The organism is Brasilonema bromeliae SPC951 (assembly GCF_012912135.1).
GTDB classification, from domain to species: Bacteria; Cyanobacteriota; Cyanobacteriia; order Cyanobacteriales; family Nostocaceae; genus Brasilonema; species Brasilonema bromeliae.
In genome coordinates this window covers 1-13,535 of sequence record NZ_QMEB01000167.1, presented here as the reverse complement: position 1 = coordinate 13,535, position 13,535 = coordinate 1, and the positions used below count along the sequence as shown (strand labels likewise).

Annotated in this window: 9 protein-coding genes; 6 read left to right on the top strand and 3 right to left on the bottom strand. The window is 40.6% G+C overall.

Going from position 1 to position 13,535, the window contains the following annotated elements:
- Window positions 1–1,314: DUF4347 domain-containing protein (locus DP116_RS19360; RefSeq protein WP_169156727.1), on the bottom strand; the 1,314-nt coding region annotated here is incomplete at its 3' end.
- Window positions 1,315–2,715: 1,401 nt separating this feature from the next.
- Here DP116_RS19360 and DP116_RS19355 point away from each other — a divergent pair.
- From DP116_RS19355 to DP116_RS19340, 4 genes are all read left to right on the top strand, one after another.
- On the top strand, window positions 2,716–2,889 hold the full coding sequence (locus DP116_RS19355) for a hypothetical protein (RefSeq protein WP_169156726.1): 174 nt from the start codon (window positions 2,716–2,718) through the stop codon (window positions 2,887–2,889).
- The gene (locus DP116_RS19350) at window positions 2,886–4,964 is read left to right on the top strand and encodes an AAA family ATPase (protein WP_169156725.1); all 2,079 of its coding nucleotides are present in this window, start codon (window positions 2,886–2,888) and stop codon (window positions 4,962–4,964) included. Before DP116_RS19355 ends, DP116_RS19350 begins: the two co-directional genes overlap by 4 nt.
- Window positions 4,965–5,558: 594 nt before the next feature.
- On the top strand, window positions 5,559–6,134 hold the full coding sequence (locus DP116_RS19345; protein ID WP_169156724.1) for a Uma2 family endonuclease: 576 nt from the start codon (window positions 5,559–5,561) through the stop codon (window positions 6,132–6,134).
- Between the two features lie 174 nt (window positions 6,135–6,308).
- Window positions 6,309–6,782, top strand: a complete 474-nt coding sequence (locus tag DP116_RS19340; RefSeq protein ID WP_169156723.1) for a DNA phosphorothioation-associated protein 4 — start codon at window positions 6,309–6,311, stop codon at window positions 6,780–6,782.
- Between the two features lie 26 nt (window positions 6,783–6,808).
- Here DP116_RS19340 and DP116_RS19335 read toward each other — a convergent pair whose 3' ends face one another.
- Window positions 6,809–7,984: a DNA sulfur modification protein DndB gene (locus DP116_RS19335; RefSeq protein WP_169156722.1), complete on the bottom strand. Its 1,176-nt coding sequence runs from the start codon at window positions 7,982–7,984 to the stop codon at window positions 6,809–6,811.
- Window positions 7,985–8,221: 237 nt separating this feature from the next.
- Window positions 8,222–9,820 (bottom strand): DGQHR domain-containing protein, encoded by a 1,599-nt coding sequence (locus tag DP116_RS19330; protein WP_169156721.1) that lies wholly within the window; start codon window positions 9,818–9,820, stop codon window positions 8,222–8,224.
- 347 nt (window positions 9,821–10,167) lie between these two features.
- Here DP116_RS19330 and dndC point away from each other — a divergent pair, with 347 nt between their 5' ends.
- Together dndC and dndD are read left to right on the top strand one after the other, a co-directional pair.
- Complete coding sequence (gene dndC, locus DP116_RS19325; RefSeq protein ID WP_169156720.1) at window positions 10,168–11,784, top strand: DNA phosphorothioation system sulfurtransferase DndC; 1,617 nt, start codon at window positions 10,168–10,170, stop codon at window positions 11,782–11,784.
- Between the two features lie 266 nt (window positions 11,785–12,050).
- Window positions 12,051–13,535, top strand: a 1,485-nt coding sequence (gene dndD, locus DP116_RS19320) for a DNA sulfur modification protein DndD (RefSeq protein WP_169156719.1), incomplete at its 3' end; no start/stop codon positions are given.

Genomic DNA, 13,535 nt, shown 5'->3' with positions numbered 1-13,535 from the left:
CTGTGAATTTACGGAAGCACGGCTAGTGGTGCGTGTTTGAGTATCGTAGACGAAGATGTCACGAGTGTTGTTTGTATCTTCAGGAACTAAATTACTAGCAAACGAATCAAACGCCACATAACGTCCATCTGCCGAAATGGCGGGAGAGAAAGATGCGTTATTCCCTTGATTACTCTGTGAATTTACGGAAGCACGGCTAGTGGTGCGTGTTTGAGTATCGTAGACGAAGATGTCATTAAAGTTATTCGTGTCATCTGCTACTAAATTGCTGGCATATGACTCAAACGCCACATAACGTCCATCTCCCGAAATGGTGGGGGATGAAGATACGCTATTCCCCTGATTTCCCTGTAAATCTACGGAAACACGGCTAGTGGTGCGTGTTTGAGTGTCGTAGACGAAGATGTCACTAAAGTTGTTCGTGTCATCTGCGACTAAATTGCTAGCATATGACTCAAACGCCACATAACGTCCTGAAGCGGAGATAGCGGGACCTCCATTAGCGGCGTTATTTCCCTCGACGCCAGATGGACCTACGGAAACGCGGTTGGTAATGCCTGTGTCAGTATCGTAGACAAAAATGTCACTGAAGTTGTTTGTGTCATTCGCTACTAAGTTGCTGGCATCAGACCGAAATGCTATGTAACGCCCTGAAGCGGAGATGGCTGGACGCAAGGAATTGTCATTTGTCTGGCTTCCGCTTGCACCTACGGAGACGCGGTTAGGGTTTAAGACTCCAGTATATGCGACTTGAGTTGCAACAGGAAATGCCAAGGATATGGTCATCTTCTCTGTAGTGACTTCCAGTTTCCAGTTACCGCCTAAAGCTGGATGACCTGTGGGGGTTGTAGAAGCAGCTATTTGTGCTTTTGTTTTTTGGCGCAATTTGGCTAGAAATTCGATGCCAATGTCTGTAGCTGCAATGTTGCAGCCATAGAGCAATAATGAGGGAGTAGAACCCTTTGGAAACCATCGCTCTAAGAGGCTGGCGTAGAATTCTAGGGTTTTTAAGTTCAAGCAGCTATTGCCCAGATACAAGCATCCTGGTGAACCGTGTGAGACTATATGGACTGTGGTAAGATCGTCTGCTTGCTGAGACAATGCAGTGGTGATTTGCTCGACACCATCCCATTCTGGGTGCAGGAGTATCACCTGTGTGCCCTTCTCCACTCCAGACATTAGGGTTTGATAATCCGCTACGGCTGTGTCTATGAATACTAAGTTTCTATAAGTCACACTGCTGGACTGATTCTGCTGTGTTGCAATACCAAAACGATTGTGTCTATCAAGGGTTTGTATTTGAGTTGGCTGCATGAGTATTTGTCATAAATTGTCACACTGTTTTAACCTGTCACGGATATATTGAATTGAGATCAGCTCACACGCTTTAGCTTGGACGGCAAAGTTAGTTAGCACGTTCTTCTAGTTCGGCGTAAGTTCAAGCGACTTGTGCATCTACAACCGCAAGTTGTTGTAATACTCTTTGAGCTTGTAAATTTTTAGAAAAAGACACAAGCTATTTGTGCATTTTTGATAGAATGTTTCCTCCTACGGTTGTGTTGACACAGAAAAAAATACGAAGCAGCAACAATTACTCTTCTGTCAAATAAAATTAATTAGAGTCCAGAGGAGAGTGTGATTTTACTTTTAAGGAAATCCCTTTGTTGACTGATTCTGAGTCTTGAAAACAGTTGTCAGGCTAAACAGTAACTACTTTTCCTTATCAAAAGATAAAAGTTTTTTCCTGAGCATTATGACTGATGTTGACTTGACATATTATTCTTATCAAAAAAAATGTAAATTTGACAATTAAACATGTGTCAAAATCATGAATATTTCAGGTTAAAATTATTTGTTATTTATTTGTTCAGAAGAATAATCTCTGTCAATCTTATTTTGCGAATGCAACGGACAAGATTAGCATCAATAAAATGAAGAGCAATGTAAATTTTTAGCTTTTTTGTATTTATATATAATGAAGTTTGGCAAATATCTTAGACCAACAACAACTGGTACTGGTGGTCAAACCAAAGTGCGACATGGAAAGTCGCGCACAGACGCAATAGCGTTTTACTCCTGATCCGCCAGAAAAATATTTATTTTTGAACCGCACGAGGCAAGAGAGGACGCACACAGAGGGAGAAAGAGAGAGAGGAGTAAGTTATTATAGGTAATCTTAGAGCGGTTCGGGAGTAGACTGAGGAGCCGTCTCCTGCCTGACAAGTATAGCTTTTTACAACAACGCTTGAAACAGGACAAGTCAGATTTTGGAGACAAGGAGGACACCACAAGACCATCAAGCCTATTAAGAGTTCCCTGTTCCCTGCTATATAAAAAACCTACACCTGTGAGGAGATCGTCAAGGGCGCTTAGCCTCAACAGTGCCATAAACCAACTCTCAATCGTTGGAAAACTTTTGTTAGCAAACGAAAGAACAAGGGTTTCAGGCGATATTTCTGGAACTTTCCACTTATGCTGAGTTGCAGGGAGCATCGGTACGAAATGAAGTGAAGCAACACAGATAGGTATTTGGAATAGCTTGGGGTCACTTACAATGACATTATTCAACCAGGTTTCATGTGAAATCATCTGATTATTAGTTCATGAGAATTTGAGATTTTAACTTTTTGATAAAATATTGTTGCTGGTTTATTTACTGATAGTTGTGAAACCATATAATATGATAATGTCTAAAAATTAGATCTGAAAAGCCCGATGACAAACGAAACTAATATTGATTATGTTCAAGAACCAATTAGTAGTGCACCACCAGAAGTAAGGCAAATTATTGATCGCGTATGGCAGCTGGAGAAAAATAGGCTAGATAAGAAAATTAACACCCATATTAATGATGATATTCTGGCGATTGTAAAGGAAGCAGTGCGATGAAGCTAGCTTCGATTAAGCTTTGTAACTTTCGCTCTTTTTATGGTAAGACACCAGAAATAATTCTTGCAGGAGGAGATACTCGTAACACAACGATAATTCACGGTAATAATGGCTCAGGAAAAACGAGTCTTTTGAATGCGTTTACTTGGGTGTTGTATGAGAAATTTAGTGCAGCTTTTGCATCGACTGAACAATTAGTGAATAAGCGTGCGATCGCCGAAGCCAAACCCGGACAAGCTGTAGAATGTTGGGTAGAGGTAGAGTGGGAACATGACGGCAAACGCTACAACGTGAAACGCCTGTGTCGGGTTTATAAAAATGAAACCGACTTCAACATTACTAAAACAGAATTGCGTATGCAGGTTGCTGGGGATGATGGACGCTGGTATTTTCCACCTCAGCAACCAGAAGACGTGATTGGGCAAATTTTACCCATGAGTTTATATCAATATTTCTTCTTTGACGGTGAACGAATTGAAGAGATAGTTCGTTCTGACAAGAAAGCTGAAATCGCTGAAGCCACGAAGATTTTTTTAGGCGTGGAAGTCATTAACCGTTCCATCAATCATCTCAAGGAAGCTAAAAAAAGTCTCGAAAATGAGTTAAAAGCTATTGGGGATTCGGGAATTCAACAGCTTTTGAAACAGCAGGATAAGATAGAACAAGAAATAGAGATTATTCTGAAACGGCAAACAGAAATTCAGCAAGAGTTGGAATATCAAGATACTTTTAAAAAAGAGACAAGTAACCGCTTACGAGAACTCAGTGCTGCCAAGGAATTGGAAGAAAGACGCCAAGAGTTAGAAAAACAAAAAGCATCTAGTCAGGAAAATCTCAGAGAAAGTAGGGAAGCTATTAAAAAAGCAATTTCTGGACGCGGTTATACTATACTACTGTCACAAAACACAGCACAATTTAGAGAAATCATAGATGATTTGAAGCAGCGAGGTGAGTTAACCTCTGGAATTTCGCGGGAATTTGTGAATGAATTACTCCAATCTCAACGCTGTATTTGTGGTGCAGACTTAGAGGAAGGAAGTCACTCACACGAGAATGTGAGAAAGTTGTTGGATAAAGCGAGTTCTTCTGTCGTGGAAGAAACAGCCATCCGTATGAGTGCTCAAGTGGATGAAATTGATAAGCAAGCAGTCAGCTTTTGGGAAGAAGTTGACAGAGAGCAAGTGAGGATTAATCAGTTAAGACAAACCATTTCAAAAATTGAAGGTGAGTTAGATAATATTCAAGAACGGTTGCGGAAAGATGCAAATGAAGAAATTAGCAGTTTACAAAAGCGCTTAGATGAGATAGAAGATAAAATTAGAGATTTGATATTAGAGCAAGGAGCAAATCAGCAACAAATAGCGAACTTGAAAACAGAGTTAGAAGGTTTGAGAAAACAAATCGCCAAGCAAAAACTAAATGAAGATAGACAAGCATTGGCGCAACGACGTATCAGCGCAACTCAAGATGCTATTGAACGATTAACAGAAGTCAGAAACCGTCAAGAAAAGCAGTTTCGTTGGCAATTAGAAAAGCGGGTACAAGAAATCTTCAGCGAAATTTCGTTTACACCTTATATTCCTAAAATCAGCGATAAATATGAACTGACGCTGGTGGAGAATACGTCAGGTATCGAAATGCCAGTTGCAGCTTCCACAGGAGAAAATCAAATTCTCAGTTTATCTTTTATTGCTAGCATTATCGATAGAGTACGGGAATGGAGTGAAAAGAAAAAAATCCTGCTGGTTCCTGATAGTAGCACTTTCCCGATTGTCATGGATTCGCCCTTTGGGAGTTTGGATGAAATTTCTCGACGACAAATTGCAAAGACAATTCCCAAATTAGCAAATCAATTGATTGTCTTAGTGACTAAGACACAGTGGCGGGGTGAGGTAGAAGAAGAAATGGCAGGTAAAATTGGTAGAGAATATGTGCTGACATACTATTCCTCTAAGCCTGATTGTGAACAAGATTACATCGAGTTGGCTGGGGAACGGTATCCTTTGGTGAGACAAAGTCCGAATGAGTTTGAGTACACAGAGATTATTGAGGTGATGCGGGAAAGAAGTTTTTGAGCTTTCACACACAAAAACAATGTAGAGACACAAAACCTCGCGTCTCTACATTGCTTTTGCCTAAGTTGATAGAAGTCATAAACCCCAGAAGCGTAGAGAATACAGAGAGTAGAAAAGAGAGTATTGTTGCTTCCGATGAAGGAAATACAACAAATTCACTCTCAGGTAGTTCTTGAACTACCTGAATATTGGATAATGGTTTTTAAAAACTCTTCTCTCGCTGTTCTCATCGCCCCTGTTGTGACTCTATCAACTTACAGCGCCCTTACTTTTTCTATCTTTGACAATCTTTGGGCTATAGATTGTCTTAATGAGATGTCACCCTAATGCCTGGAGAACTACTATGTGGAAGTTTCTATTTCTATCTTACTATCACGCGTAGGCAGTTTGTGGTGTTGATGTTGGACGCTTTGTCATAAAGTTTTGTGAAGTGTTGTGAAACTGCTTTTGGAGGGAAAAACAGCAAAGACGTGGAGGATGCAAAAGGGAGAAAGTGCGAGTTAAGTATCTGCTGTATGGTTAATCAACAGAAATTGCAAAAAGTTAAAGTTGAAGCAATAGTATCGTGAAAACACTTTAGCAAAACATTGGGTTATGGTTGCAAGTTCAAACCGTCAGTACATGACACCCCAAGAGTACTTGGAATGGGAAGAACGCCAAGACATCAAGTACGAGTACATTAACGGCGAAGTTTTTGCCATGACTGGCGGTACTATTCCCCATACTACCATTGCTCTAAACCTGGCTTCGACATTAAAAAGCCATCTCAGAGGTCGTGGTTGTCGCGCTTTTATGGCGGATGCGAAAGTAGGCGTATCCGAAAACGGACCATTTCACTACCCAGATGTGGTTGTTAGCTGTGATCAACGAGATAAACAGGCGATGAAATTCCTTCTCTATCCTTGTCTGATTGTGGAAGTCCTTTCGCCTAGTACAGAAGGTTATGACAGAGGCGGTAAATTTTACCAATACCGTCGCATTCAGACTTTGAGAGAATACGTTCTTATTGACGCTGAAAAAATCAGTGTAGAATGCTTTCGGCTGAATGAAAAAAGTATCTGGGAATTACATCCTTACGAGGAGGGGGATGAAGTTCACTTAACCTGTGTTGATTTTCACTTTCCTATATCTCTGGTTTATGAAGATGTTCAGTTTTTGAATGAGGGGTAGCTTTAAGAGAAATGAACCGCAGAGGCGCAGAGAAGCCAGTGCGTTGGGCGGGTTTCCCGACTTGAAGCACCTGGCGTGACGCAGAGGGAAGAGAAGGCGATAAGTCGGAGGCTTGACGCTGCGCATATCGCTCCATCTCTGAGTTAAGATTGTCACAAACTATATTTAAGTAAAATGGCTGAAACTGGTAGAATCAGGGTTGCTAAAGATAAGGCTGAATTGGTAAAAGCTTTAACATCTGTTGATGGTGCAACTGGTCCTTTTCAAACCTATGCTGATGTGATTGTGTTTGCTGCTGCTTTAGGTGCAAAGCATAAAAGGCGTGTCCCTCTGGGGGAGATTTCTAAAAGAGAACCATCCCCCATCAGATTAGAATACTTTGCCACAATGGGACATGATTGGGTCATCAAATTACTGGGAATGACTGAAACTAAAAATCTTAAAATATTATCGCCTAATGAAGAAGAGTACGAACACAAACGTAACCAAATTTTTGAAGAGTACGCTAATGGTGGATTGGAAATTTTACAGAAGGAGTTATGGGGAGCGGTAGATTATTGCGAGCGAGTTTTGTTGATGCTTAGCGCTGAAAGATTTAACCAAGAGCAGCAAGACGAGGAATTTGATTTGAGCAAATTCCTGTCTTGATTGAAGGTACGCTCAAGAATAATGACTTATATCCATCCCAGTGTGGTTTTCACCGCAACCACTGCATCCTTTACAGCACTTGGGCTGTTAGATACTCTGTAGACTTTCTTATCAGAATTTATTGCTTTCCTGACTATATTATTCTCCCACAGACTGTTTTTTCGTGACCAGTCTAGCTGTGCTAGTTGTGAAACTTTATCTACATCGAAATATTTTCTATCTTTGTCATAAGTGCAGTGCAGCAATCGCCCCAAAACTTCGAGTCCAACACTCATCCCCAGTATAGAATATTCCTTGAATGCAGCAACCTGATTAATCGTCGGTTTTTCCTTGCTTTCAGAAATATCGTGTGTGTCTCTACATTTTGAGAAAAACTGATTCAAGCACTCACCCAAGGCTTCAGATGATTGCTCAACATCAATATCTTGAAGCTGATTATTTGGGTCATCAGCAAAAACGTAACTTACGAACCTAGCTATGTAATTCGTTGTGTAAATCAACTGCTTTGCGGGAGACGCTTTAATTTTTTCAGTTTTCTCCTTAAACATTCGCACTTGTTCTATCAAGTTTTTAGTAATGCCAACACGACCTTCAAATTTACCAAAAGACAACAACAACGATTTATCTAGTTGTCTTGTTTGAGCCATGTCTCGGAAGTCAGTTTGACACTGGCGCTTGTCTCCCTCTAAAATCAGCGTAATTGCAAAATCATCATGACTAATTAAATGACTTTCATCACTAAATATTAATTCGTGAATTGCACTCTTACGATGCTGTCCATCCGTAATATCTAATTTAACTCCGTTAGGAATAACGACTATACAAATTCCTCTACCCAATTCTTGTATTTTAATATGTTGCTGGTCAACATTGGCTGTAATTGTCCCTAGAACCCAGGGTTTGTCTGCTTTAGCACGCTCAACAACATAGTCTTTTATTTCCTCCGCATGACCTTTGACCTCTGGGCGATTCTTACCTGAATCAGGATCATTGTCTTTGGAGGGTTTAGCTTGGAGAAGAGTAGGTAAGTCTTTAGCTGGTACATTGATTTGCAGCATTTTCCGCTTTCCCTGGTGAAAAATCAACCCTGGATAGCATGACTCCCGATAATGCTCCGAAAAGAAAGGCTCAATGAAGCCATTAAATTTAGCTTTCACCTCAGATGAGATGTTATTGGTATCAGGGTCATTTGTTTTAACCATAATAGTACGCTTGAAAACTGTATAATTTTTTATAATTATAGACTCAGGTAATATGCTTGGTTATTAGGAAGTACAATAATGCAGCAGTCAAAAGACCAGGCTTAATATAGCTTGGCAGAACTCGTGGACAAAATCTAAGCTCTCTCCACTGAAACTTAAAAGATTTAGTGCTTTCTCTAAATTCTTTGGTTTTTAGACTACTTGCAAATATACGAATATCCCCGCTAACTCTGCAAATTATAAGACAGATGGAAGTCCTACTTGCTTGGGTTCAACAAAGTTAGCATCAAAACCTATTGTTTTATTTTCAACAGTTCTAGCTTTAGCCAAATCCTTGCGAAGTTCAGCACGCTCAATACTATCCTGAATACCACCCAAAATATATATTAATAATCTTGCTGCTAAATCTCGTCCAGCAACTTGTACCCGCTTTTTGTTTGGATCATACAAAACTCCATACCAAAGAGATTTTGGATGTTCCATTCCACTAAAACCACCTTCCCGGTCGAACTGGCAAAGCTTTTTAAAGATGTCTTCCAAGGAGAACCCTTTTTTAAAAACCAAAATACCGAGAGCTTGAGTTAACGCCACTTGACCAACAGGACGGAATAACATATTCCCTTCGCCGCCATCCTTCTCAAAGCTGAACCGTCGCAAAGCAGGCGTGTCCTCGTATTCCAAAATCACATAGCTTGGTAGAGTAGCTAGATAATCAAAGAGTACTCGAAAATCTTTTATTCCCTCATAAAGTTCCTCACCTTCTGGTCGCATGGGAATGAGACCTTTGTCCACAGGTTTCCAATGCAAGAACTTTTGTCCCAAGTATTTCTCAGACATTTCTTTGAGTGCTTGTAGTGTTGTCAAAACTGTTGACTTGGCTGCAACTGTCGCACTATTCCAATTAACGCGGGGTTTCCTATCTTCACGCTGTTCTAAAAGCGGATGAGTCACAGCAATCTTTCTCGCAACAATAGAAAAACCATCATCCTCATTGAGCTGTGCTAACTGACCTTTGGTTAAAGGGACAGCCATCAAGTTGACATGAACAAAAATGGATCTCACCCGTAGTCTTGCTTCTTCGAGAGTTTCACCAGCTGCGATCGCACAAATAAACTCAATACCAATTTTTTCTTTGCGCAAGCTTTGCAGGTAAGCTGGCGATATATGGTACTGTTCTACCAACTCATCCACTGTCATGAAAGTATTGGAAGGAGTTTTATCCTTTCTGTATCGGCTTAGTTTGCCAGTTTTGAGTAACTCCATCAAACCCTGTACCCCCATCAGCCGATGTTGACCATCCAAAGCGTAAATGTTCACATTCTCCTGGGAAAGGTTGAGTAGACCGAATTGACCATCTTTATCCAGTGGTGTAAATTCCGTGGTAGACTTTGTAGCTCGTCCCTGACTATTCCACTCAGGCGCTTTGGGATTATCTACCCACGGCTGGTTAATAACTACTAGAACTGGTGGAAACTTATGATGTTGACGAGTTGCCAAATACTGTACTAAAGCTGCTTGACGTGACCAATCAAGGGGACGCTGCTGAATTTCATCAATACTATCCGCGTCAATCTCAATGTTATCAGTCTGAGGGTTATACTTTTTCTGGAGCAGGGGTAAGCAAGACGCAAAATGAACCCGACTTGCAAACCATTCCAGGGTGACAGAACCAACATACGCCTGGATACCACCCATCTGAGTTTTCTGAACCAGAATCTGGTCGTTTCTGCCAAGATACTTATCTAGCACACAAGCAAGTAAGTTTTTATCTTTGTTGTCTTGTTCGATGTACCGACTGGTGATGTCCGTTGTTGAGTCAGCTGGAATGTTGCTCATTTGAGTTTTTAAAAATTTAAAATCGTAGCTTTGGTTAAATATATGAGAAATAGGAAGTTAAAAAAACAAGTTTTTAAAAACCGTCTTTTGTGCAAATTTATGTAATACTAGGTGTGCCCTTGCAGAAAACTTGCCTTGATAAGCACACCAAACGACAAGGGTTTGAAAACCCGCGTAGGTGGTGAGACAGCGCTGCAGGAGGGGAGCCAGTGCGTTGCGGGGGTTCCCCCCGTTGAAGCACCTGGCGTTTTCCCGACAGAGGCGACTGCAAACCCGGAGGGGTTTAGTCTGTGTCACCACAGATTTTCAGTCTGAGGGTTATCAGGCGGTTGAACAGGGATATCAAAATGACTACAGCACAACAGCAAGAAAACAAAGGTCAAGCTCAGCGGACTGTCTCAGAGTTAGTGGAAGACATCGAGAATCTCACGATTGAAATCCAAGAGTTATACTGCTTGGATGCAATTCCCTGGGTAGTGGGATACTCTGGCGGGAAAGATTCTACGGCGACTTTGCAACTGGTTTGGAATGCGATCGCACAACTTCCACCCAAAAAACGAACTAAAGCAATACACGTTATCACAACAGACACGCTGGTTGAAAATCCCTATGTTTCTGCTTGGGTACGCAATTCCCTAAAACAGATGAAACTGGCGGCTCTTGAGCAAGAACTACCATTTGAACCCCATCTGCTACAGCCAGAAGTTAAAGAGACATTTTGGGTAGGTTTGATAGGAAAAGGTTACCCAGCCCCACGAGGAAAATTTCGCTGGTGTACAGAACGCCTGAAAATAAATCCATCTAACCGCTTTATTCGTGATGTGATCCGAACTAACGGTGAAGCTATTCTTGTTTTGGGTACTCGCAAAGCTGAAAGCACAAAACGTGCTGGGAGAATGAAGAAATGGGAAGCCAAGCGGGTGCGCGATCGCCTCAGCCCCAACATCCACTTACCCAACTCCCTAGTTTACAGCCCAATTGAAGACTGGCGAAACGATGAAGTTTGGCTTTATCTAATGCAGTGGGAAAATCCTTGGGGGTACAGCAACAAAGATTTATTCGTAATGTATAGAGGCGCTAGCGCTGATAATGAATGTCCTTTAGTTGTTGATACATCGACTCCTAGCTGTGGTAGTTCTCGTTTTGGTTGCTGGGTTTGTACTTTAGTGAATCAGGATAAATCATTGACAGCAATGATTCAAAACGACGAAGAGAAAGAATGGTTACAACCTCTTCTCGATTTCCGCGTGGAATTGGATGTTGAAGAGAACCGCAATCGACGAGACTTTCGACGTAGAAACGGTGATGTCCAACTGTATGAGCGCAACTTAGATGGAGAAATATCCGTTGAGCCTATTCCTGGTCCCTATCTTAAAGAAGCGCGGGAAGACTGGCTGAGAAAACTCCTGACTATTCAAAGACAAATCCGTCGCACAGCCCCAGAAAATATGCGTGATATCACCCTGATTACTACAGAAGAACTCAGCGAAATTCGTCGTATATGGCTAGAAGAGAGACACGAATTTGATGATAGTTTACCCCACATTTATAAAGAAGTGACAGGCGAACCTTTTATAGATCCGCGTCCTGGTGCTGGTAACAGTCTCCTGGGTAGTGATGAATGGGCGGTGCTGGAAGAAATTTGTGAAGAAGATGCAATGCATTTAGAACTCATGGCTAAGCTTTTAGACACAGAACGCCAGTATCGCAAAATGTCGCGTCGTGTGGGAATTTACGATGCGCTAGCCAAATGTTTTGAAACAAGTTCCCGTTCTCCAGATGAAGCAATTAAGAACGCCCATTTGAAACGAGATTTGAAAGCAGCAGCAAGTGAAGCCGATATTGAAAAGGTCAAGCAGTTAACTTTGGGTGATGTGACAGTTTCTGAAACAGCAAAAGCGCAAAATTGGGCAAACATCAAATTTAAAAATAAAGATTCGGTTGATGAAAATTTAGGTGAATAAAATTGCCATAAACTAGAAACCAGGCGAATTCTATTCGCCTAGTGTATTTTACTTAGTGGGACTTTAGAAATTTCGGGCAGAAAAAGTATCTAAAACCCATCCTAGACAAAGAAAATACGTCGGTCACGTAAAAACGGCTCAAAGTCAGTTAAATCAAACAAAAGTAATTAATCGATGTAAAACCCTTACTCAATCTGTGCAGGCATTTTGACCCGATTTTTTTAGAAAGTCCCATTAGTATCTTTTCTCGCAAAGTATCCACCCACATGATATTTATTGAACTCGTATTACAAAACTTTGGTCCCTACAATGGTCGCCAAGTTATTAACCTTAACCCACAAGAAAATGATAATTCTCGCCCTATTCTCTTATTAGGTGGAATGAACGGTGGAGGTAAAACAACTTTGATGGACGCGATTCGTCTCGCGCTTTATGGACCTCGTGCTCAATGTTCTACCCGTGGTAATTTAAGCTATGGTGATTTTCTCACCCAATGCGTTAACAGTCATACTCCAGCGATTGAAAAAACACGGATTGAATTACTGTTTGAACATATTGAAAATGATCACCCAGTCAAATACCGAATAGTGCGAACTTGGGAAAAAAATCCGAAAGATGGTAAAGACAATTTAGGTATTTTAGAATTAGATATTGCTAAACAAGATGATTGGCTCAGAGAAGAATTAGTTAACACTTGGGACGATTATATTGAAAATTTACTACCTTTAGGAATTTCTAACTTGTTTCTCTTTGATGGGGAACAGGTTAAGGAACTTGCAGAACAGGAAATACCGCCACCTACTGTCGTTGATGCAATTCGCGGACTTTTAGGGCTAGAATTGGCAGAACGTTTAGGAGTTGATCTAGAAATTGTCGTCAATCGCAAACGTAAAGAAATAGCCGATACGAAAGATTTGGTAAATCTAGAGGAAATTGAAAAAAGACTAAAACAGCAACAAGCAGAATACGAAGAAAAAACGAAACAGCTAGAAAAATTAACAACAGAATTACAAAAGTCAGAAAAACAAAAGCAAGAAGCATTTGATACATTTGTTTATGAAGGTGGTAAAATTGCGGCGGAACGAAATCAGTTAGAGCTACAAAAGAAGCAAAAAACTGCTGAGGTAGAACAAGCACGTCAGGGAATGTGTCAATTAGCAGCTAATGTTCTACCACTAGCGTTAATTGAACCTCTACTGACTCAAGCACAACGCCAAGGAGAAAAAGAATTTCGCATTCAACAAGCACAAGTAGCAAGGGATATATTATTTGAGCGAGATCAACGTTTACTCAATTGGATGACTCAAGTAGGTATTTCCGAAGAACAATTTGAAAAAATCAAAGTATTTTTAGAAAAAGATGAAGAGACATTGCGAGCAAGGTTGATACAACCGGAAGAATCTTGGTTATTAGCTGACGCTGAAACTTTAAGTCAATTGGGTAATGTTTTCTACTACTTGCAAAATGATAAGAAGATAGCCAAGCAGCAAATTGGTATTCTCAAAAATAAGGAAGAAGACATTGTCACTCTGGAAAGACAAATACAAACAGCAGCAGAACCAGAAGCTTATAAACAATTAGTTGATGCACTAGAAGCAGCACAAAATAAAGTTTCCCAAATTCAAGCAGCAAGCGTTGTAACAAAACGCCGCTGTGATGAACTAGAAGCTGAAATAAAAAATATCAAGAAGGATTTACAAGAATATAGTAAGCAAAATATTGACCGAAAAAACTACGAACATATTATTACC

What these genes read in the sequence shown, in the direction of transcription:
- DP116_RS19340 (WP_169156723.1), top strand. Translation starts at nt 6,309, where the DNA reads ATGGCTGAAACTGGTAGAATCAGGGTTGCTAAAGATAAGGCTGAATTG.
- DP116_RS19350 (WP_169156725.1), top strand. Translation starts at nt 2,886, where the DNA reads ATGAAGCTAGCTTCGATTAAGCTTTGTAACTTTCGCTCTTTTTATGGT.
- DP116_RS19345 (WP_169156724.1), top strand. Translation starts at nt 5,559, where the DNA reads ATGGTTGCAAGTTCAAACCGTCAGTACATGACACCCCAAGAGTACTTG.
- dndC (WP_169156720.1), top strand. Translation starts at nt 10,168, where the DNA reads ATGACTACAGCACAACAGCAAGAAAACAAAGGTCAAGCTCAGCGGACT.
- DP116_RS19355 (WP_169156726.1), top strand. Translation starts at nt 2,716, where the DNA reads ATGACAAACGAAACTAATATTGATTATGTTCAAGAACCAATTAGTAGT.
- DP116_RS19330 (WP_169156721.1), bottom strand. Translation starts at nt 9,820, where the DNA reads ATGAGCAACATTCCAGCTGACTCAACAACGGACATCACCAGTCGGTAC.
- DP116_RS19335 (WP_169156722.1), bottom strand. Translation starts at nt 7,984, where the DNA reads ATGGTTAAAACAAATGACCCTGATACCAATAACATCTCATCTGAGGTG.